Origin of the sequence: Rhodococcus sp. IEGM1339 (assembly GCF_050321925.1) — a bacterium.
Taxonomy (GTDB): domain Bacteria; phylum Actinomycetota; class Actinomycetes; order Mycobacteriales; family Mycobacteriaceae; genus Rhodococcus; species Rhodococcus pyridinivorans.
In genome coordinates this window covers 1-20,768 of sequence record NZ_JBNQFT010000013.1, presented here as the reverse complement: position 1 = coordinate 20,768, position 20,768 = coordinate 1, and the positions used below count along the sequence as shown (strand labels likewise).

The following is a 20,768-nucleotide window of genomic DNA, read 5'->3' as shown; positions in this document are numbered from 1 at the left end:
GACTGGACCCCCGTGTACGTTCGCACCTTCTCGCTGCGCGACTTCCGTTCGTGGAGAACGGTTTCCGTCGACCTCACTCCGGGGGCGACGGTCTTCGTCGGGCGCAACGGACACGGGAAGACCAATCTGCTCGAGGCCCTCGGATATCTGTCGACGCTGTCGTCGCACCGGGTGTCCTCCGACGGCCCGCTGCTGCGGGCCGGCACGTCGCGGGCGTTCGCCGGGGCGCTGGTCGTCAACAACGGTCGTGAGCTCGGTATCGACATCGAGATCAACGAGGCCAAGCAGAACCGGGCGCGGATCAATCAGTCGCCCGCCCGGCGTCCTCGAGAGATCCTCGGCATCCTCCGCACGGTGCTCTTCGCCCCGGAGGATCTGTCGCTCGTGCGCGGCGACCCGGGTGATCGCCGGCGGTTCCTCGACGAACTGCTCAGCACGCGTTTCCCGCGGATGAGCGGGGTTCGGGCCGACTACGACAAGGTGCTGCGCCAGCGATCCGCCCTGCTCAAGACCGCGGGGGGAGCACTGCGGCGAGGGAGTCGCTCGAGCGACGGGGCGGGCGCTCTGGCGACCCTCGACGTGTGGGACGGTCATCTCGCGGCCCACGGAGCCGAGCTGCTCGCCGCGCGCATCGCGTTGCTGCACGAACTGGCCCCGCACGTGTCCGAGGCGTACCGGTCGATCGCACCCGAGTCGCGTCCGGCGAGCCTGCGTTATCGCAGCAGCCTGGCCGACGCGCTGCCGCCGGAGTTCTCCGACCCGGCCCGCACGCCCGCGCCCGACGACCGGGAGTTTCTCGAGACCGTCTTCCTCCACCGCCTCGCGGAGGTGCGGTCGAAGGAGATCGAACGCGGCGTCTGCCTCGTCGGACCCCACCGCGACGATCTCGACCTGACGCTCGGTGCCGAACCCGCGAAAGGCTATGCGAGCCACGGCGAATCGTGGTCGTTCGCGCTCGCACTGCGGCTCGGGGCATTCGCCCTGCTCCGCACCGACGGCACCGATCCCGTTCTCATGCTCGACGACGTCTTCGCCGAACTCGACCGACGGCGCCGCTCCGCCCTCGCCGAGGTCGCCGCGACGGCCGAACAGGTGCTGATCACGGCGGCCGTGCCGGAGGACGTGCCGGCCGAACTGAACGGCGCCAGATACCCCGTGCATGCCGACGACACCGAAGAAGGTCGTATCTCTGTGCTGGGATCGGTGCAACGGGAGACGGACCCGCTCACCGGGGAGGTCGGATGAACGACGAACAAGCAGGTCCCGAACGCGGTGCCGGGCCGGAGCGCAGCGCGGACGAGCCGGAGCCGAAGGGCATCGATCTGGCCCGCCGCGCGCTCGAGGAGGCTCGAGCTGCCGCCAAGGCGAGCGGTAAGGCCGTCGGCCAGGGACGCGCGTCGCGCGGGCCGCTGCGCCCGAAACGCCGACGTCGTGGCTGGTCGGGGCCCGGGCCGGACGACCGCGATCCCCAGACCCTCGGTTCGCTCGCGCAGTCGCTGTCCAAACAGCGGGGCTGGTCGGCGCACGTGTCCGAGGGCACCGTCATGGGAAGCTGGGCGCGGGTCGTCGGCGACGACATCGCGAGCCATGCCCAGCCGACCACACTGCGCGACGGGATCCTGCACGTCTCGGCCGAGTCGACCGCCTGGGCGACCCAGCTGCGGATGATGCAATCGCAGATTCTCGCCAAGATCGCCGCGGCCGTGGGGCACGGGGTGGTCAAGGAACTGCGGATCACCGGCCCGACGGCTCCGAGCTGGCGGAAAGGCGAACGCCACATCCGCGGCCGCGGACCGCGCGACACCTACGGGTGATCCCGGGCTCGCTCCCGGCCCCTACGAGGGGCGAAAATCGGAGCGCGTAGGAAATCACGTTGTCCGGGTCGCGAAGAGGCCGCTACGGGGACGTCAGCGGTACGGAACGCCCGCTTTCGTGTCCGCCCCGGCGCAAGGCTCACGGGCACGTAGGATGGACAGGAATGCGTCGCGCGCGTGCGCGGGGCCGATCGGAGAAGGAGAGCTACCCACCCGTGGCTGCCCAGAAGTCGAACAACAACAAGAGTGAGTACGGTGCGTCGTCCATCACCGTCCTCGAGGGTCTCGAGGCGGTGCGCAAGCGCCCCGGTATGTACATCGGTTCCACCGGAGAGCGTGGCCTGCACCACCTGATCTGGGAGGTCGTCGACAACTCCGTCGACGAGGCCATGGCCGGTTACGCGTCGAAGGTGGAGGTCACCCTCCTCGCCGACGGCGGTGTCCAGGTCGTCGACGACGGTCGCGGTATCCCCGTCGGTATGCACGCCTCCGGTGTGCCCACCGTCGAGGTCGTCCTCACCCAGCTCCACGCGGGTGGCAAGTTCGACTCCGATGCCTACGCCGTCTCCGGCGGTCTGCACGGTGTCGGTATCTCCGTGGTGAACGCCCTGTCCACAACCCTCGAGGTCGAGATCGACAACGACGGCTACCACTGGGAGCAGACGTACACCGCCTCGAAGCCGGGCGAGCTCGTCCGCGGTGAGGCCACCAAGCAGACCGGTACCACCGTCCGCTTCTGGCCGGACCCGGAGATCTTCGAGACCACGACGTTCAACTTCGAGACCGTCGCGCGTCGCCTGCAGGAGATGGCGTTCCTCAACAAGGGACTGACCATCACTCTCACCGACGAGCGGGTCGCTCCCGAAGAGGTCACCGACGAGGACGTCCCGGAGACCGCCGAGGCGCCGAAGACCGCCGAGGACCAGGCCGTCGAGGCAACCGAGCCCGAGATGCACAAGGTCAAGGTCCGCACCTACCACTACCCGGGTGGTCTCGAGGACTACGTGCGTCACATCAACCGCACGAAGTCGCCGATCCACAACTCCGTCGTCGGGTTCACCGCCAAGGGCACCGGCCACGAACTCGAGGTCGCGATGCAGTGGAACTCGGGTTACTCCGAGTCCGTCCACACCTTCGCCAACACCATCAACACCCACGAGGGCGGTACGCACGAGGAAGGCTTCCGTGCGGCGCTGACCACAGTCGTCAACCGCTACGCGAAGGACAAGAAACTCCTCAAGGACAAGGACCCGAACCTCACGGGTGACGACATCCGTGAGGGTCTCGCGGCGATCATCTCCGTCAAGGTCGCTGAGCCGCAGTTCGAGGGCCAGACGAAGACCAAGCTCGGCAACACCGAGGTGAAGTCCTTCGTGCAGAAGGCGTGCAATGAGCACATCTCGCACTGGTTCGAGGCCAACCCGGCCGACGCGAAGACGATCGTCACCAAGGCCGTGTCGTCGGCGCACGCGCGTGTCGCCGCTCGTAAGGCGCGCGAGCTCGTCCGCCGCAAGAGCGCGACCGACATCGGTGGTCTGCCCGGCAAGCTCGCCGACTGCCGGTCGAAGGACCCGAGCAAGTGTGAGATCTACATCGTGGAGGGCGACTCCGCGGGTGGCTCCGCCAAGTCGGGTCGCGACTCGATGTACCAGGCGATCCTTCCGCTGCGCGGCAAGATCATCAACGTCGAGAAGGCCCGGATCGACAAGGTCCTCAAGAACGCCGAGGTCCAGTCGATCATCACGGCGTTCGGTACCGGCATCCACGAGGAATTCGACATCTCGAAGCTGCGGTACCACAAGATCGTCCTGATGGCCGACGCCGACGTCGACGGTCAGCACATCGCGACGCTGCTGCTCACGCTGCTCTTCCGCTTCATGCGGCCGCTGGTCGAGGAAGGCCACGTCTTCCTGGCACAGCCGCCGCTGTACAAGCTCAAGTGGCAGCGCAGCGAGCCGGAGTTCGCGTACTCCGACCGCGAGCGCGACGCCCTGCTCGAGGCGGGTCTGAAGGCCGGCAAGAGGATCAACAAGGACGACGGCATCCAGCGCTACAAGGGCCTCGGTGAAATGAACGCCAAAGAGCTGTGGGAGACCACCATGGATCCGAGCGTCCGCGTCCTGCGTCAGGTGACCCTTGACGACGCCGCTGCCGCCGACGAGCTGTTCAGCGTTCTGATGGGTGAGGACGTCGCGGCACGACGGAGCTTCATCACCCGTAACGCGAAGGATGTCCGCTTCCTCGACGTCTGATCACGGCCGGCAGCGCCGGAGAACTGCATGCGAATCCCCGCTGTGTCGTACATCACGGCGGGGATTCGCATGTCGTGCGCCCGGAAGTGGGCAGGGCCGTTAGCCTTCTTCGTTACTCGTGAGTACACTTCTATCGGCCATCTGTACGTGTGGCTGCCGACGAGGGGGCTGGGGCAGCGCGGGGTACGGGAAGAACTCACTCTTCCGTATCCGCTGTATGTCCCGATATGGTGCCCTCACCCGAAACGTCTCGTTCGACTGCACTCGATCGAAAACGCGCTCAACGGAGTGCAGTGCCGACTGGTGTTCGTCGCCCGGCGCGGACGGGGTGGAAGGAGAGCTGTGATCCATGAGTGACAAGTCGCCGCCCCAGCAGCGGTGGTGGAACATCGAGGGGTGGGGTCTTCGCAGGAAGGTCACCGCCGTTCTCGCTGTCCCCGTGACTGTGGCAATGGTCCTCGGTGGTCTTCGGGTCGAGAACGAGCTCAGCAACGCCGTCCACTTCTCGTCCGCGGCCGATCAGGTCGCAGCCGTGCCGGACATCGTGGATTTCTCGACGGCGTTCGCCACCGCCACCGCGGATGCCGCGGTCGGAACGGCGACCCCCGAGGAAATGGCGGCTCTCGGTGACGCTTTCGGCACGATCGCCGCGATCACGGAGAACCCCGAGCTCGATCCCGCCGTGACCGCCGACCTCAGCCGCACCGCCGCCACGGCCCAGTCGCTCTACACGAAGATTCAGGCGGGCCCGGTGCCGATCGAGGAGATCGGTGCCGTCACCAACGAGGTGCGCGACAGCCTCAACCGTGTCGTCGAGGCCATCCTCCGCGAGGTCGACGATCGCGAGATCATCGGCTACGGCGACCAGCTGATCAACGCGTGGTACTCGCAGCGCTACCTCTTCGGTCAGGTTCTCGGTCTGCTCCAGCTGGTCGACGACCCGACCCAGCCGGGCACCGCGCTGGTGTCCGCCTCCGGCGCCGAGCTCGCGATGCTCGACCTGCTCGCCCGCTCCTACCTGATGGCCGATCAGCAGATCGCCGAACTGCGGGCCGGCGTCCAGGAACGTGCCGACATGGTCGACGCGGCCGGTTCCGGTCCGCTCCCGATCCTCGACATCCGCGCGTCGCTGCTCAACAGTGTCGACATCTACGGCACCATCATCGACGAAGCGTCGTCGCAGGTCAGCACCACGATTCAGGACCGCGCCGCGGAAACCCGCTCGGCCGCTCTCCGCGACACCGCGATCGTGCTCGCAGCCCTGCTCGCAGCCCTCGTGCTCGCATTGCTCGTGTCCCGCTCACTGGTCGGCCCGATCCGCCGCCTGCGTTACGGCACGCTGAAGGTCGCGCGGCAGGAGCTGCCCGAGGCCATCGACCGCATCAAGGTCGGCGACAACATCGAGGATATCGAGTTCACCCGAGTCCCGGTGCACACCACCGAGGAGATCGGTCAGCTCGCCCGCGCCGTCGACGACATGCACGGGCAGGCACTGCGTCTCGCCGGCGAGCAGGCACACCTCCGCCTGCAGATCAGCGACATGTTCGAGACACTCGCACGTCGCTCCAAGTCGCTCGTCGAGCAGCAGCTCGGCCTCATCGAACGACTCGAGTACGAGGAGAAGGATCCGGCCCGACTCGAGAGCCTGTTCCGCCTCGACCACCTCGCCGCGCGTATGCGCCGGAACGGCGACAACCTGCTGATTCTCTCCGGTACCCGCACGCGCCGCGGTCACTCCGCGCCCGTGCAGCTCGGCGACATCCTGCGCGCCGCGATGTCGGAGGTCGAAGACTACCAGCGCGTGCAGATCGGTTCGACTCCCGACGGTGCCCTCAGCGGCGCGGTCGCGACCGACATCGTGCATCTGCTCGCCGAGCTGGTCGACAACTCGCTGCGCGCGTCGCCGCCCGACAGCAACGTCACCTTCAGCTTCGCGCGAGCCGTCGACGGTGGCCTGCTCGTCGAGATCGCCGACCGCGGTATCGGTATCCCGGCCGACGAACTCGAGTCCATCAACCAGCGTCTCGCCAAGGGCGGCGAGGTCGGTCCCGACACCGCACGCCACATGGGTCTGTTCGTGGTCTCGCGACTGGCCGAGCGGCACGGTCTCACCGTGCGCCTGCGCCCGACCTTCGACACCGCGCGCAACCCGGGTATCACCGCGAGCGTCCACATCCCGGACGTCCTGCTGGTCTCCCCGTTGGCGTTGTCGCACACCGGTCCCCAGCCGCGCATCGAGATCGAAGCGGAGGAGTACTCGGCACCGCAGGCGCTCTCGGCGTCCGTCGCCCCGCAGGGTCTGCCCGCGGCCGACGACCGGCACGAGTACGCGTCCTCGCAGTCGCTCGACTCCGCCGACGATGTCCGTGCGGACGAGTCCGACGATGCCTACGACAACGGCTACGCGAACAACGGTTACGCCGCCGATGTCGACGAGAGCGCTTCCGCCGCATGGGATGCGGAGTCGTCCTACGACGACGAGCGACGCGACGAGCCGCAGCGCGACAATCAAGCACCGCCGGCATCCCGCGAGTTCGGCCCGTCGGGTCTTCCGCAGCGTCGCCCGGGTGGAACTCCGGGTCTGCCCACGCGTCAGCCGGGCGAGACGCCTGGTCTCCCGACTCCACCCCGGTCGCCGCAGCCGCGCCGGATCGAGCCGGACGCCGCAGCAGCCTTCGCGTCGTCGCTGCCTCCGCGCGGTCCTCGTCGCGGGCCGGACGAGACCAACGGTCACCCGCTCGACGGCCGCAACGGCGACGGCCGCAACGGTGCCGGGCCACGACCCGACGCCGATCGGTCTCGCCGGGAAGGGCTTTCGGGTCTTCCGCAGCGTCGTCCCGGTGCCACACCGGGCCTGTCGCCAACGGACTCCCAGCAGTCGCAGTCGCAGTCCTTGCCGGTCCGTGAGCCCCAGCAGGGTTCGGCGCATCGTGCACCCGCCCCGCAGCAGCGACCCGCGTCCCCCGGTCTTCCGCAGCGTCGGCCGGGCGCGACTCCCGGCCTGCCGGGACGGGCTTCCGGATCGTCCCCGTCCGTTCCGCAGAACCGGCCGCAGCAACAGCCGTCGGCGGGACCGCTCGCAGGTGGCGACGCCGCAGGTCGCCCGGACACACCGAACCGTCCCGACCTGCCCCAGCGCGCCCCCGCGCCGGACGCACAGCGCGCCCCCGAGCAGGATGCGGACCGTCGGCAGCAGGAACCCTCGACGGGTTTCCCGCAGCGTCGTCCGGGAAGCGCGCCCGGTCTGCCGCGTCGTCAGCCGGGCAGCACGCCGGGGCTTCCGCAGCAACCCGCTGCGTCGACCAACGCTTCCGAACCCGATTCGGCCGCAGCGGTCTCCGGCCCGAGCATCGCCGACGGTGGCTCCGTCTCGCCGCACAGCGACGCGCAGCAGGCGGCCCGCCATCGCTACCGGACCAACTCGGCGAAGACCGCATCGTTCTTCCAGCCGCGGTCCGACCTCGCGTCGGCCCGTCCGCAGCCGGCGAACACCCCGATCTTCACCACGATGATGTCGGACTGGCTCGTCGACCCGACGAGCCTTCCGGAGGACCGCAGGAAGCGGGAGTGGCACTCCGCGGCGGACGCGGGTTGGGAAGCCGCACAGCGTGCTACCGAGTCCCCCGTGGAGGAGCACACCACCGCGGGTCTTCCGCGGCGCGCTCCCGGCGAGCGTCTGGTGCCGGGTGCTGTTCGGGCACCGGCAACGGGTGAGCTGCCGAGGACCATTCGACGTCGAGACCCGGAAGCCATCCGGGCCAACTTGAGCCGCCATCAGCAGGGTGTCCGCAACGGACGCGCCTCGGCGAATTCCAGCAATCGCGAGAACGACGAACAGGGAGTTCGATGAATATTGATCATGGATCCGACGCAGCTCGTCCATTGGACTGGTTGGTTTCCAACTTCGCGCGCGAAGTCCCGGGTGTCTCGCATGCCGTGCTCGTGTCCGCCGACGGTCTGCTCATGGCCGCCAGCGCCCACCTCCCGGTGGATCGTGCCGAGCAGCTCGCTGCGGTGACCTCGGGCCTGGCCAGCCTGTCCAACGGTGTGTCCCAGCTGTTCGACGGTGGGGGTGTGCTGCAGTCCGTCGTGGAGATGCAGCACGGCTACTTGCTGCTGATGAGCGTCGGCGACGGCTCGCACCTGGCGGCTCTGACCGCCTCCGAGTGCGACATCGGACAGGTCGGCTACGAGATGGCGCTCTTGGTCGATCGAGTGGGTGCTTCGGTCGAAGCCACCCCGCGGGTCGGTCTAGGGTCCTGACGTCGAGGTGGCCATGGAATCGCGGAAGCCGGAGTCCGTGCCGGATCAGCCCAGTCTGGTCCGGCCCTACTCCCTGACTTCGGGACGTACGAGTCCTGCGGTCGAACTGGCGTTGGAGGCACTCATCCAGGCCATTCCGGGAACCGACGATCGGTCCCGGGATCTGGACAACATCAATGCCACGATCCTGGAGCTGTGCAAGGAATCACCCTCCGTCGCGGAGATCGCCGCGCGCGTGGGGGTGCCGATCGGCGTGGCACGCGTGCTCGTCGCCGATCTCGTCGAAGCCGGACACGTACAGATCCTGGCCACGCTGAAAGACGATTCGAGCGACGCGGAGCGTCGTGAGCTGATTGAAAGGGTCCTCAGTGGACTTCGCGAACTCTAACGCCACGAAGCGCGTGACCTCGACCAAGATCGTGATCGCCGGAGGCTTCGGCGTCGGTAAGACGACTCTGGTCGGGACGGTGTCGGAAATCGTGCCGCTTCGTACCGAGGCGCTCGTTACGAACGCCAGCGACGGCGTCGACAACCTCTCTGCGACACCGCAGAAGGCGACCACCACGGTCGCCATGGACTTCGGTCGTATCAGTCTGGCCGACGACCTCGTCCTCTACCTGTTCGGCACGCCCGGACAGCACCGCTTCTGGTTCATGTGGGACGACCTGATCCGCGGCGCCATCGGGGCGATTGTGCTGATCGATACGCGTCGCCTGGATGAGAGCTTCGCCGCCGTCGACTTCTTCGAGGCGCGCAATCTCCCGTTCATCGTCGCCATCAACGAATTCGACGATGCTCCCCGATACCCGCTAGAGGACATCCGTCAGGCGATGGCGATCTCGGCGGATGTGCCGATCGTGTCGATCGATGCGCGAGCACGTGAGTCGGCGAAGCAGGCCCTGGTCACCGTCACCGAATACGCTCTGCGGAAGCTGCACCAGCCGGTGACCCAGTAATGGGGGAGGGCCTCGAACTCTTCACGATGGGCTCGTGGGTCACGGTCCTTGCCTATCTGACCTCGGCGATCGGGGTGTTCATCGGGGTCAACGGTGCTCGACGGGTCCGCACCACCTCCAGCGACCGATTGCGTTCGTACTGGATGATTCTCGCTGCCCTGGTGAGCGGTGGCGTCGGTGTCTGGCTCGCTATGTTCCTTCCGATGGCGGGTTTCAACGTCGAGGACAGTGTGGTGCGGTTCGACACCGTCACCATCGTGTTCTCGATGCTCGTCGCGCTGGTGTCGGTGTACGTGGCGCTGCTCGTCGCGATCCCGGACAACGCTCCCGCCACCCTCGCCCGGACGGTCACGGGTGCTCTCGTGCTGGGCGCCGGCCTTGCGGGCGCGCCGTTCTCGGTCCTCGCAGCGGTGCGGATCCAGGGATCGCTGACCTTCGATCCGCTCTGGGTCGCCGCGGCGGTGGGGCTGGCGATCGCGACGGCCGTCGGCTTCCTGGCCCAGGTGAAGTCGGCGGACACGTGGCCCAAGCGCCTGCTGAGCAGCGCGTTGGCCGGCGTCGCCGTGATCGCGGTGCACTTCCTCGCCGCCGCGTCGGTCCGTGTGGAGATCGACCCCGCCGTGGTGGTTTCCGGTGGGATCGAGGTCTTCTCCATTCTCTTCCCGCTCTTCGTCGTAGGCCTGTTGCTGCTGGCCGTTCCGATCGTCCTGGTGCTCCAGGCCCCGGATCGTCTTGCGGCGGAACTGGAAGAGGAATCCGAGCGGTGGGCGGCCGACGGCCCGGTAGATCCCGTCGACGGTCGGACCTTCTGAAGGTCGTCCGAACATGTTGTAAGTCAACATATCTGGTTGAAATCCCGGAAGTGGAGTAGTCTTCTGTGTAGCGACGGGGGTCGCTGTCGGTCTACTCGGCACGACACGGATCGATGTGCCGTGCGTGCCGCTTCCTGGGGAGCAACATGTCGCACGAGGTTCACCATTTTTCCATGGGCGGTTGGCTTCTCGCACTCGCCTACATCACGTCCGCAGTGGGGTGCTATGCCGGTCTGTCCTGCGCGCGCAAGGCTGCGAACGCATGGACGTCGGTCGCCCGGACTCGATGGACACTCATGGCAGCCCTGTCCATCGGGGGCGTCGGAATCTGGTTGATGCACTTCATCGGGATGATGGGCTTCGACGTACCCGGTTCCGCGATCCGTTACGACCTCGGACTGACGCTGCTGTCGGTCGCGCTCGCCGTGACGGCCACGCTGGTCGGATTGCGGATCCTCGACACCGACGTGCAGTGGATCCGTAGGTTGCCGTCGGATGTCCGGCTTCTCGTCGGCGGCGTGATCATGGGCTTCGCGGTCGCCGGCATGCACTACAGCGGCATGGCCGCGGTGCGGATCCAGGGCGAACTCGAGCAGGGACGGTCGTACGTCGCGGCGTCCGTCGCGATCGGTGTCGTCGCGTCGATCGTCGCGTTGTGGCTGTCGCGGGTCGCGGAACGGCCGGCCGTGCGGATACCGGCCGCCGCCGTTATGGGATGCGCCGTGGTGGCACTGCACTACACGGGCATGGCCGGGATCGCGGTGACCGTCGATCCGTCCGCTCCGAATCCGGAGGGGATGACCATCATGACCCTGCTGTTCCCTGGATTCATCATCGGTGTCGCGCTGCTCGCGGTGCCGGTCGTAGCTCTGATGGCATCGGCGAGCACACAGGACCTCGAGCGGGAGCGGGAGATGGCGATCTGGCTCGGTGGGGACGGCCCCGAGACGGTCTCCCGTCCTTACGGGCGACATGTGAAACGGTGATGTGATGTGAACACCCACAGCGCGATAAGCTCGCTTACGCTGCTGGAAAGTCGGGGTGCAGCCCGCATCGGGTAGGTCGTGGCGCGTGCCCTCCGAGCGCGGTGGTGACAGCGCGCCGCTGTGAGGACATCACGTGTCGCACGACGTACACCACTTCGCCATGGGGATGTGGGTTTTCCTCCTCTCCTACGCCACCGCTGTGATGGGCTCCTTCGTCGGATTGTCCTGTGTCCGGCGGTCGCTCGAAGAGTCGCGGCGCAGCGGCAACTTGTGGCTCCTCATGGCATCGTTGTCCATCGGCGGCGTGGGCATCTGGCTCATGCATTTCATCGGCATGATGGGCTTCTCCGTGCCGGGTACGACCATCCGATACGAATTGGCACCGACGGTCTTCTCTGTCGTGCTCGCCGTCGTCGCGACCCTCGTGGGTCTGCGGATCGCCGACGTGCACGACGTCAGCAAGCACCGCATTCCCGAATCGGTGCGGTTGCTCATCGGCGGTCTGCTCATGGGCGCCGCCGTCAGCATGATGCACTACAGTGGCATGTACGCCATCCGTATCCGGGGCGCGATCGAACACGAGACGGGGTACGTGATCGCCTCGGTGATCATCGGTGTCGTCGCCTCCACTGCCGCGCTCGCACTGGCCCGCCGCACGCGTCGTCTCGAGATCCGCGTCGTCGCGGCCTTCGTCATGGGATGCGCGGTCGTGGCGCTGCACTACACCGGCATGGCCGGCGTGCGGGTCACCCTCGATCCGAGCATGCCCGCGCCCGAAGGCATGACCGTGATGTCGCTGCTGTTCCCTGCGTTCGTCCTCGGCATCATCGTCCTGGCCGTGCCGATCACCGCGCTGCTGCTCGCCTCCGACCCGGAGGACGCCGTGCGCGACGCCGGCTCGGGCAGTGGGCGTCGGAGCCGGAACGGCAGGTGGACCGCGACCCGGTCACCGGATCCCACATGTGAGAACTCGGTTCCGGACAGATCTCGGGCTGTGAAGTGCCTGTCCTTCTCGGCATCGGCTGACCTGCACCTATAGACTCGTGTGGTTGCGAGACGTCCGTCGGGCCGAAGGCCGGAGCCGGGCGTGCGAGCCGAGTAGAAGAAGGAGCTCATGACCGACACCACGTTGCCTCCGGAGGGGCCGGGGCACGACCGCATCGAGCCCGTCGACATCCAGCAGGAGATGCAGAGCAGTTACATCGATTATGCGATGAGCGTGATCGTGGGCCGTGCTCTGCCCGACGTGCGTGACGGTCTCAAACCGGTGCACCGTCGCGTGCTCTATGCGATGTTCGACAACGGCTTCCGCCCCGACCGCGGGTACGTGAAGTCGGCGCGCGCGGTCGCCGAGACCATGGGCAACTACCACCCGCACGGCGACGCGTCGATCTACGACACGCTCGTGCGTCTGGCGCAGCCGTGGTCGATGCGCTATCCACTCGTCGACGGCCAGGGCAACTTCGGTTCCCGCGGCAACGACGGCGCCGCCGCCATGCGGTACACCGAGTGCCGGCTCACGCCGCTCGCGATGGAGATGCTGCGGGAGATCGACCACGAGACGGTCGATTTCCAGCCGAACTACGACGGCCGCACGCAGGAACCGACGGTTCTCCCCAGCCGTATCCCCAACCTGTTGATCAACGGTTCGGGCGGTATCGCGGTCGGTATGGCCACCAACATCCCGCCGCACAATCTCGGGGAGGTTGCGGAGGCCATCTACTGGGCGCTCGACAACTTCGAGGCCGACGAGGAGACCACCCTCGCCGCGGTCATGGAGCGGATCAAGGGACCGGACTTCCCGACCGCCGGCCTGATCACGGGCACGCAGGGCATCCACGATGCCTACACGACCGGTCGCGGATCGGTGAAGATGCGCGGCGTCGTGGAGATCGAAGAGGACTCCAAGGGCCGCACCAGCATCGTCATCACCGAGCTGCCGTACATGGTCAACCCGGACAACCTCATCACGTCGATCGCCGAACAGGTCCGCGACGGCAAGATCGCGGGCATCTCCGACATCCACGACGAGTCGTCCGACCGCGTGGGCATGCGCATCGTCGTCACTGTCCGCCGCGACGCGGTGGCCAAGGTGGTTCTCAACAACCTCTACAAGCACACGCAGCTGCAGACGAGTTTCGGCTGCAACATGCTGTCGATCGTCGACGGGGTGCCGCGCACGCTGCGCCTCGACCAGATGATCCGGTTGTACGTCAACCACCAGATCGAGGTCATCGTCCGGCGTACGCGGTACCTGCTGCGCAAGGCCGAGGAACGTGCGCACATTTTGCGCGGCCTGGTCAAGGCCCTCGACGCGCTCGACGAGGTCATCGCGCTCATCCGCGCGTCGCAGACCGTCGACATCGCGCGCGCCGGCCTGATCGATCTGCTCACGGTCGACGAGATCCAGGCCGACGCCATCCTGGCGATGCAGCTGCGTCGCCTGGCTGCTCTCGAGCGTCAGAAGATCGTCGACGACCTCGCCGAGATCGAGCGCGAGATCGAGGACTACAAGGACATCCTGGCCCGTCCGGAGCGGCAGCGCGCCATCGTCCGCGACGAGCTGAAGGAGATCGTCGACAAGTACGGCGACGAGCGCCGCACGCGGCTTGTCGCGGCCGACGGCGATGTCAACGACGAGGACCTCATCGCACGTGAGGACGTCGTCGTCACCATCACCGAGACCGGTTACGCCAAGCGCACGCGCACCGACCTGTACCGCTCGCAGAAGCGCGGCGGCAAGGGCGTCAAGGGCGCCGAGCTCAAGCAGGACGACATCGTCAAGCACTTCTTCGTGACGTCCACGCACGACTGGCTGCTGTTCTTCACGACGAAGGGCCGCGTCTACCGCGCGAAGGCGTACGAGCTGCCCGAGGCGAATCGCACGGCGCGTGGTCAGCACGTCGCGAACCTCCTGGCCTTCCAGCCCGACGAGCGCATCCAGGGCGTCATCCGCCTCAAAACCTACGAGGATGCGCCGTACCTGGTGCTCGCGACCCGCAACGGCCTGGTCAAGAAGTCGCGCCTGTCGGACTTCGACTCCAACCGTTCGGGCGGCATCGTCGCGATCAACCTGCGCGGCGACGACGAACTCGTCGGCGCGGTGTTGTGCTCCGCCGAGGACGATCTGCTGCTCGTCTCGCAGCAGGGCCAGTCGATCCGTTTCTCGGCCACCGACGAGGCGCTGCGTCCGATGGGCCGCGCGACCTCCGGTGTGCAGGGCATGCGGTTCAACGGCGAGGACAAGCTGCTCTCGCTCAACGTCGTCAAGGAGGGCACGTACCTGCTGGTCGCTACCTCGGGTGGTTACGCCAAGCGCACCCCGATGGAGGACTACCCGGTCCAAGGTCGCGGCGGTAAGGGTGTTCTGACCATCCAGTACGACCGCAAGCGTGGCAACCTGGTCGGGGCGCGCATCGTCGAGGACGACGACGAGTTGTACGCCATCACCTCGAGCGGCGGTGTCATCCGCACTGCGGCGAAGCAGGTGCGCAAGGCAGGCCGTCAGACCAAGGGCGTGCGGCTCATGAACCTGGCCGAGGGCGATACATTGCTCGCGATCGCGCGCAACGCCGACGAGCCGGACGAAGCCGACGCAGCCGGAGCTAAGGAGTCGTAAGTGAGCACTCCCCAGGGACCGAACGGGGCCGATCGCGGGCAAACCGGTCGGAAGCCGGAGGACCGTACAGAGAACGAGGTGAAGCCCGAGAACAAGGGCACGCAGCAGGGCCCGGCCTCGGAGCAGAAACCGGCGCCGGAGAACCGGCCGTCGCAGTCGTCACCGGCCCAGCCTTCGCAGGCTCCTGGGGCACCGGCGGAGGGTTCGTCCGCTCCCGCAGCGGGAGCAGCGGACCCGGCACCCGTGCAGGGTCCGGCCGACCAGCAGCCGGCAGCAGGCCGGAAGGCCGCCGAGCCGACGGCGAAGGCGGCGCAGGACACGCCTGCTCAGGGCGGCTCCCAGAAGTCCGGTGGTGCCTCAGCGGACGGTAAGAACGGATCGGCTGCGGCCGATCAGCCGGCCACAGGTCAGCAACGCACCGCCCAGATGCCCCGCTCCGGCGGCCCGACCCCTCCCTGGCAGCGGGGAGCGGCGTCGGCGCAGTCGGGCTCCCCACAGAACGCTCCGCAGACGAACGTTCCGGGTGTGGGTCAGGGTCTGTCCAAGCAGGGTGGAGCGCCTCAGCGCCCCGCTGGGGCCTCGGCCAAGGGCTCTGCGGCCGGAGGCCCGGAGCCGTCGACGCGTCCCGTCGTGACCGGCACAGCGGCTCCCAATGCCGCCGGAGGAGCTAGCCCGGCCGGGGGCGGAGACGCCGCGCGCGGGACGCGCGACCGGGCGGCTGCAGCGAAGGCGAAGTCCGCGGTAATCGACGGCCCGACACGGCACATCGAACGCAAGGATCTCGCCAAGGACCTGCCGGATCTGTCCGCAGTGAAGCATCCGTCGACCGGTTCGCCGAGCACGGGGGAGACCCCGCAGGTGAGCGCCCCCGCCACCACCGCGGTACCCACGGCGATCCCCGCCGCCGGACCGCTGCGGGCCACCGTGCAGATCCGCCGTATCGACCCCTGGTCGATGCTGAAGATCTCGTCGGTGATCTCGGTGTCGTTGTTCTTCGTGTGGATGATCGCGGTCGGCCTACTCTACGGCGTGCTGGCCGGCATGGGGGTATGGGAACGCCTCAACAGTGCGTTCACCGACATCGTCTCCGACGCCGGTAGCGGTGCGCTCGTCTCGGCCGGCCAGGTGTTCGGCTACGCGACGATCATCGGCATCGCCAACACGGTGTTGCTGACGGCTCTCGCGACCCTCGGTGCGTTCATCTACAACCTCTGCACCGATCTCGTAGGCGGCGTTCAGGCCACCCTCGCCGACCCGGATTGACCTGCCGGAACGCTGCCCCGCCGAGGCGATTTGTTTCCGGCGACCCCGGTGGGGTAGTGTTCCATCTCGGTTCGAGGGCCTATAGCTCAGGCGGTTAGAGCGCTTCGCTGATAACGAAGAGGTCGGAGGTTCAAGTCCTCCTAGGCCCACTCCCGTGCCGAAAGGATGATCGGAATGAGGGTTCTCGCGCTCGTGGGAACCGGGATTCTGATCGTTCTCGGAATCGCTCGCATGCTTCGGAGCGAAGACGAATGGCACGCGGTTCCCAGTCGCTGACGCGGCGGACGGGGCCTTAGCTCAGTTGGTAGAGCGCTGCCTTTGCAAGGCAGATGTCAGGAGTTCGAATCTCCTAGGCTCCACAAGAAAATATCGAGGTAGAGGGCGTTTTCCGAGATTTCGGAAGACGCCCTCTTCTCGTTCTGCCCACTTTTTGCCCACATCCGTCGCGGGCCGCGGTGCTGCTACTGCCCGAATGTGAAGCGCAGATTGGCGTTGATCAACTCGTTGATCCGCTTCCGCATACGGACGGTGGTCTCGTCGTCCGGCACCGGATCGTCGACGATCAACGTCCAATGCAGGGTTGTGCCGCTTCGCCCGCCGGTGAGGTCGAAACGAATCCGGGCGTCGGGCCGCCACGGCCACAGCGAACTCCACACCACCAGGCTCGGCTCGACGGCGTCGATGACTGTGGGTCGTTGCTCGCCGTCGCGCAGGAGCAGCCACGGACGGGTCGGGTCGCGGTCGGGATCAATGATCGCTTCGTAGACCACATGAGGTGGTGGTGGCTGGGAGCGACGTCGGCCGGCGATTGTGGGCACACCGCACCGTATCGCGAGGTATCTGGTTGCGCGGTCCTCTGCGAGATCTGTCGGAGAGTGCTCACGCGACGTGTAGCCGGGCGAGCTTGTCGAGGCTTTCCGCGACCATGCCGAGGTCGTCGTCGAACAGGTGCCCGTACCGATCGAGAGTCAGCGCAGCACTCGCGTGTCCGAGCATTCGTTGAAGTGTCTTGATGTTCGCGCCGGCTGTGATTGCCAGCGAGGCCGCAGTGTGCCGGAGTTCGTGCGGAGTGAGTCCTTCCGGAACGCCGGAAGCCTTCACAGCTTTGTCCCACCACCGCCGCCGGACATTGTTCGCCCGGAGGTACCCGCCGCGGCTGGCAGGGAATACCAGAGCATCCTCTGGCATGCCCTTCAGCCGGTCGTGCAGCATCGCAAGGAGGAAGCCCGGCACGGGTACATCGCGGGCCTGGTTGGACTTTGTTCCGGAGACGACGATTCTCGAGTCGACGACTGTCACAGATCGGTGGATGCGCATCCTGCGGCGCTCGAAGTTCACATCCGAGACGGTGAGAGCTGCCGCCTCACCGAAGCGCAGACCACAGTAGGCGAGGACATAGACGAACAGTGCGTTCTCCCCGGCAGCCTTCGCCAACTGCGAGACCTGCTCGGCGGTGAGGTAGCGCCGTTCCTCGTGATGGATGCGAGGAGGGTCGAGTCCGGTTGCTGGGCTGGTGACGATTCTCGAGTCCGTGACCGCCTGGTCGAGGATCTGAGAAACAACGCTGACGTTCTTGCGGACCGTCGCTGCCGAGCTGGTCGCTGTCATGGTCGAAATCCACTCGCGCAGGTGCTTGCGCGTGACTCGCGCGATGGGGACGCGCCCGAAGGTCGGCAGGATATGCACGTCCAACGCTGACCGGTATCTCGCGGCGGTCGAAGCGGACAGATTCACCTTCGCAGCCATCCACTGCTCTGCGATCTCTCCGAATGTCACTCTCCCGGCCGAGGGAGGAACGTAGGAACCGGTAAGCTTCTGTACCTCAACGGTTGCGGCGAACGCTTCGGCGTCCCGCTTGGTCTTGAATCCTCGCTTGTCCGTCTGGCGACGATCCGGCGTGCGATAGCGGACACAGTAGCGACGTCCCGCTTTCGTCTCGTACGGTTCAATGGTCGCCATCGCCGGCCCGGTCGCCGATCCTTACGTTCGGATCCTTCGTCCAGTCCTGCATTTCCGGCGATGCGTTCGTCTTGAAGGCTGCTTCTGCGTACTCGGCGCGCTGGCTTTCAGGAACATGGTCGGGGACATCGGCATAGATGATCGGCGCGGACCCCTCGGCCCACATCCAGATATCCATAGCCGATCTGGTTCCTGCCCCGGTCACCGTCACCAGATGCGAGGGATCCTTCGTCGGAGGCAGCAACAACGCGTTGGGGTGGACGCCCAACGCAAGGGCCAGCGCCATGAGGTCATCGGTGTCCACACGTCGCTCCTCATTCTCGATCTTGCGGAGGCCGAGGGTCGGGATGGGCCGATCGAGTTCTTCGAGTTTCGCCGCCAGCTCGGTGTAGGCCAGACCGTGTCTGGTGCGTAGACGTCGCACGTTGGCGGCCACTGTTCGACCTGTCGGTCCGAGGGGATTCTTCTTCTGCGGCGCGGTCATGGACGAAGGATAAACGATCATTTCGATCGTTGGAAGATCTTCTTGACACTTGATGTATCGACATGCACTCTCATCGTGTAGCGATCGAAATGATTGCTACACGATCGAAAGGATGCATATGACTGTCCGAGGAAGCTCGCCCTTCGGCACCCCGCACGAGGTTGCCGAATACATGCGCACCACGGTGGGGTCACTCGCGACCCAGCGCTACAAGGGCACCGGCCCCAAGTTCGTGAAGGTCGACGGAAAGCGGGTGCTCTACCGCTGGATCGACGTCGATGAGTACATCGAATCCCGGTTGATGACGCGTACCGATGACCAGCCAGGTGTCGCGTGAGTACAGAAAAAGCGACGCCGCCGTGGGGGAGCTGCTACTCCTGAGTCCCACTGACAGCGTCGTGGTGCAACCGAAAAGAGTCGTGCGGTGAGTGAGTCTATCCACAACCCTCTGGGGATGGGAAGCACACCCCGCGCGTATGTCTCTGCTCGACCTGTCGATTCGTAGTCCTTTGAGCGACGTCTGAATTCGGCGTCCAGCAGGCGGTTCCGACAGGTGCCTCAACGAGGCCGGGAGTCTCTCGACTCCCGGCCTCGGTCTTCCGAAGCGTGACTTCATTCGACCAGTGATGTGCAAAGGATGGTGGGGGATATGACTGCTCTGGATCGACTCCGTGAACGGTGGCGTGAGCAGGGGTTGATATGGAAGGACGGGCCGGATGCCACGGCATCGGCACAGGCGCCCGGTCATTCCGAAGCGGATCGGTCGGTGACGTTCCGGCAGATTGCCGGCCAGGTGCTGATGAACAGTCACGCAGACGATAAGCAGGCCGTGCTCGACGCTGTAGGTCTGACGATGCGAGATCTCTTCGATGACACAACCGGTACTCGGTACACCTACCGGGACGGCCGTATGGTGCACCGTACCTACGACGATCGGGGCCGCAAGAAGTTCCGTCAGTCCGGCAACACTGGCGGCCGCGATCTGTATCGAGTCGAACGAATCGACGGAATAGCCACTGGCACAACGGTCTATGTGGTCGAGGGTGAGAAGGATGTCCACGCCATCGAATCGGCCGGTGGTGTTGCGGTGTGCTCGGCGATGGGTGCGGGAAAGGCCCGTCTGTTCGACTGGTCATCCTTGGCCGGCCACACCGCGGTGATCGTTGCGGACGACGACGAACCCGGCCGACGCCACGCGATGCAGGTCCACGAGCTCGTCGAGCCGATTGCCTGTGGCGTCGCAGTCGTAATTGCCCGGGCCGGTAAGGACGCCGCTGACCACATCGCAGCCGGTTACGGTCTCGATGAGTTCGAGCCTGTCGACCTCGGCGGTCGAGCAGCTCGACGATTGAAGATCACCCGTGGCTCGGATGTGAAGATGCAGCGGGGCAGATGGGTGATGGAGGACTGGATTCCTGCCGGATCGCTGACACTGCTTGCCGGCCGCGAGGGACTGGGCAAGTCCACGCTGGCAGTGCAGATCTGCGCCCAGATCAGTACGGGAACGTTGGACGGTGAGCTGTACGGCACGCCGAGGAACGTGCTGTACATACGCTCGGAGGACTCCCGGGAGTTCACCGTTGCACCGCGCTTGAAGGCAGCCGGCGCGGACATGAGCCGGGTATTGTTCGTCGATGTCGAGACTGCCCAAACCGATTCGGGCACAGTATTTCTCCCCCTAGACCTGGGAGCGTTGGAGAAGATCATCGTTCAGCATCAGGTGGCATTCGTGGTCCTCGATGCCGCGACATCGAGTATGTCGTCCGAGCTGTCGGGGAAGGACGACCGGGCTGTGCGTTCATACCTCGAACCACTGGCGCAGCTCGCTGCGCGACAGGGTTGCGTTGTGTTTGGGCTGTGCCACTTCGGTAAACGAGACGGGACCGACACCGGCAAGCTAATCCTCGGCTCGATTGCGTGGTCGCAGGTCTCGCGGTCGGTGCTCTCGGTCGCCCGGGACGACGACAGTGGGAATCTGATCGTCACGAACACCAAGGCCAACCTCGCGCCGCGAACCCGGTCGATGGAAGCGACGATCGTCTCGGCTGAGGTTGAGACGGAGGACGGGCCGACCGAAGTCGGTGTCTTGAAGTGGCTGGGGGAAACCACCCGTGATGCTCGAGATCTGCTGAGCGGTGCTGACGAGGAAACCGAGGAGCGGGACGAGATCACCATGGTGATCCGCGACTATCTCGTCGGATGTGGCGGTTCGGCGCCAGCATCGGACGTCTTGAAGGTGACTCGGGCAGCGGGGTTAACTGCAATACCGTTAAGTTAGTGACTCACTATGGTGCATATCGGTGACTGGGTGGGTTGTGGATGGTGTTGGTGGTGCGCGCGTTTCGCGGCCCATTTGAGGA

17 protein-coding genes and 2 tRNA genes are annotated in these 20,768 nt (G+C 66.2%); 16 read left to right on the top strand and 3 right to left on the bottom strand.

Features of this window, described 5'->3' with window-relative positions; translation table 11 throughout:
- Nucleotides 1-12: 12 nt before the first annotated feature.
- The 14 genes from recF to ACQR3U_RS13435 all read left to right on the top strand — a co-directional run bounded on the left by recF (nt 13) and on the right by ACQR3U_RS13435 (nt 16,324).
- Complete coding sequence (gene recF / locus ACQR3U_RS13500; RefSeq protein WP_230810676.1) at nt 13-1,245, top strand: DNA replication/repair protein RecF; 1,233 nt, start codon at nt 13-15, stop codon at nt 1,243-1,245.
- Nucleotides 1,242-1,814 (top strand): DUF721 family protein, encoded by a 573-nt coding sequence (locus ACQR3U_RS13495; RefSeq protein ID WP_019290471.1) that lies wholly within the window; start codon nt 1,242-1,244, stop codon nt 1,812-1,814. The genes recF and ACQR3U_RS13495 overlap by 4 nt, the downstream gene beginning before the upstream one ends.
- Nucleotides 1,815-2,029: 215 nt before the next feature.
- Nucleotides 2,030-4,066 (top strand): DNA topoisomerase (ATP-hydrolyzing) subunit B, encoded by a 2,037-nt coding sequence (gyrB, locus tag ACQR3U_RS13490; RefSeq protein ID WP_230810675.1) that lies wholly within the window; start codon nt 2,030-2,032, stop codon nt 4,064-4,066.
- A gap of 349 nt (nt 4,067-4,415) precedes the next feature.
- Nucleotides 4,416-7,916, top strand: coding sequence for a sensor histidine kinase (locus tag ACQR3U_RS13485; RefSeq protein WP_230810674.1), 3,501 nt, complete (start codon nt 4,416-4,418; stop codon nt 7,914-7,916).
- Entirely contained in the window at nt 7,913-8,329 is a 417-nt protein-coding gene (locus ACQR3U_RS13480) for a roadblock/LC7 domain-containing protein (RefSeq protein ID WP_006550917.1), read from the top strand. The genes ACQR3U_RS13485 and ACQR3U_RS13480 overlap by 4 nt, the downstream gene beginning before the upstream one ends.
- A 13-nt stretch (nt 8,330-8,342) precedes the next feature.
- Nucleotides 8,343-8,717, top strand: a complete 375-nt coding sequence (locus ACQR3U_RS13475; protein ID WP_006550918.1) for a DUF742 domain-containing protein — start codon at nt 8,343-8,345, stop codon at nt 8,715-8,717.
- Between the two features lie 13 nt (nt 8,718-8,730).
- A complete protein-coding gene (locus ACQR3U_RS13470; RefSeq protein ID WP_024102547.1) occupies nt 8,731-9,285 on the top strand; it encodes a GTP-binding protein in 555 nt (184 codons plus the stop codon).
- Nucleotides 9,285-10,097, top strand: a complete 813-nt coding sequence (locus ACQR3U_RS13465) for an MHYT domain-containing protein (protein ID WP_230810673.1) — start codon at nt 9,285-9,287, stop codon at nt 10,095-10,097. Before ACQR3U_RS13470 ends, ACQR3U_RS13465 begins: the two co-directional genes overlap by 1 nt.
- Before the next feature lie 146 nt (nt 10,098-10,243).
- Complete coding sequence (locus ACQR3U_RS13460) at nt 10,244-11,083, top strand: MHYT domain-containing protein (RefSeq protein WP_372477603.1); 840 nt, start codon at nt 10,244-10,246, stop codon at nt 11,081-11,083.
- 133 nt (nt 11,084-11,216) lie between these two features.
- Entirely contained in the window at nt 11,217-12,122 is a 906-nt protein-coding gene (locus ACQR3U_RS13455; protein ID WP_230810671.1) for an MHYT domain-containing protein, read from the top strand.
- A 75-nt stretch (nt 12,123-12,197) separates the two neighbouring features.
- The gene (gene gyrA / locus ACQR3U_RS13450) at nt 12,198-14,702 is read left to right on the top strand and encodes a DNA gyrase subunit A (RefSeq protein WP_024102549.1); all 2,505 of its coding nucleotides are present in this window, start codon (nt 12,198-12,200) and stop codon (nt 14,700-14,702) included.
- On the top strand, nt 14,703-15,965 hold the full coding sequence (locus ACQR3U_RS13445) for a DUF3566 domain-containing protein (RefSeq protein ID WP_220666324.1): 1,263 nt from the start codon (nt 14,703-14,705) through the stop codon (nt 15,963-15,965).
- Nucleotides 15,966-16,040: 75 nt separating this feature from the next.
- A tRNA-Ile gene (locus ACQR3U_RS13440) sits at nt 16,041-16,114 on the top strand.
- 137 nt (nt 16,115-16,251) lie between these two features.
- Nucleotides 16,252-16,324, top strand: a tRNA-Ala gene (locus tag ACQR3U_RS13435).
- Between the two features lie 102 nt (nt 16,325-16,426).
- Here the strand turns inward: ACQR3U_RS13435 and ACQR3U_RS13430 are convergent.
- The 3 genes from ACQR3U_RS13430 to ACQR3U_RS13420 all read right to left on the bottom strand — a co-directional run bounded on the left by ACQR3U_RS13430 (nt 16,427) and on the right by ACQR3U_RS13420 (nt 18,408).
- Nucleotides 16,427-16,783 (bottom strand): hypothetical protein, encoded by a 357-nt coding sequence (locus ACQR3U_RS13430; protein ID WP_230810670.1) that lies wholly within the window; start codon nt 16,781-16,783, stop codon nt 16,427-16,429.
- 61 nt (nt 16,784-16,844) lie between these two features.
- Complete coding sequence (locus tag ACQR3U_RS13425) at nt 16,845-17,924, bottom strand: tyrosine-type recombinase/integrase (RefSeq protein ID WP_372477602.1); 1,080 nt, start codon at nt 17,922-17,924, stop codon at nt 16,845-16,847.
- On the bottom strand, nt 17,911-18,408 hold the full coding sequence (locus ACQR3U_RS13420; protein ID WP_230810668.1) for a helix-turn-helix domain-containing protein: 498 nt from the start codon (nt 18,406-18,408) through the stop codon (nt 17,911-17,913). The genes ACQR3U_RS13425 and ACQR3U_RS13420 overlap by 14 nt, the downstream gene beginning before the upstream one ends.
- Before the next feature lie 118 nt (nt 18,409-18,526).
- Here ACQR3U_RS13420 and ACQR3U_RS13415 point away from each other — a divergent pair, with 118 nt between their 5' ends.
- A complete protein-coding gene (locus ACQR3U_RS13415) occupies nt 18,527-18,745 on the top strand; it encodes a helix-turn-helix transcriptional regulator (RefSeq protein ID WP_217579347.1) in 219 nt (72 codons plus the stop codon).
- A gap of 312 nt (nt 18,746-19,057) precedes the next feature.
- Nucleotides 19,058-20,686, top strand: coding sequence for an AAA family ATPase (locus ACQR3U_RS13410; RefSeq protein ID WP_230810667.1), 1,629 nt, complete (start codon nt 19,058-19,060; stop codon nt 20,684-20,686).
- Nucleotides 20,687-20,768: the final 82 nt, after the last annotated feature.

Coding starts and splice junctions, on each gene's coding strand:
- ACQR3U_RS13495 (WP_019290471.1), top strand. CDS start 1,242: ATGAACGACGAACAAGCAGGTCCCGAACGCGGTGCCGGGCCGGAGCGC.
- ACQR3U_RS13485 (WP_230810674.1), top strand. CDS start 4,416: ATGAGTGACAAGTCGCCGCCCCAGCAGCGGTGGTGGAACATCGAGGGG.
- ACQR3U_RS13480 (WP_006550917.1), top strand. CDS start 7,913: ATGAATATTGATCATGGATCCGACGCAGCTCGTCCATTGGACTGGTTG.
- ACQR3U_RS13475 (WP_006550918.1), top strand. CDS start 8,343: ATGGAATCGCGGAAGCCGGAGTCCGTGCCGGATCAGCCCAGTCTGGTC.
- ACQR3U_RS13465 (WP_230810673.1), top strand. CDS start 9,285: ATGGGGGAGGGCCTCGAACTCTTCACGATGGGCTCGTGGGTCACGGTC.
- ACQR3U_RS13460 (WP_372477603.1), top strand. CDS start 10,244: ATGTCGCACGAGGTTCACCATTTTTCCATGGGCGGTTGGCTTCTCGCA.
- gyrA (WP_024102549.1), top strand. CDS start 12,198: ATGACCGACACCACGTTGCCTCCGGAGGGGCCGGGGCACGACCGCATC.
- ACQR3U_RS13425 (WP_372477602.1), bottom strand. CDS start 17,924: ATGGCGACCATTGAACCGTACGAGACGAAAGCGGGACGTCGCTACTGT.
- ACQR3U_RS13420 (WP_230810668.1), bottom strand. CDS start 18,408: ATGACCGCGCCGCAGAAGAAGAATCCCCTCGGACCGACAGGTCGAACA.
- ACQR3U_RS13415 (WP_217579347.1), top strand. CDS start 18,527: ATGACTGTCCGAGGAAGCTCGCCCTTCGGCACCCCGCACGAGGTTGCC.
- ACQR3U_RS13410 (WP_230810667.1), top strand. CDS start 19,058: ATGACTGCTCTGGATCGACTCCGTGAACGGTGGCGTGAGCAGGGGTTG.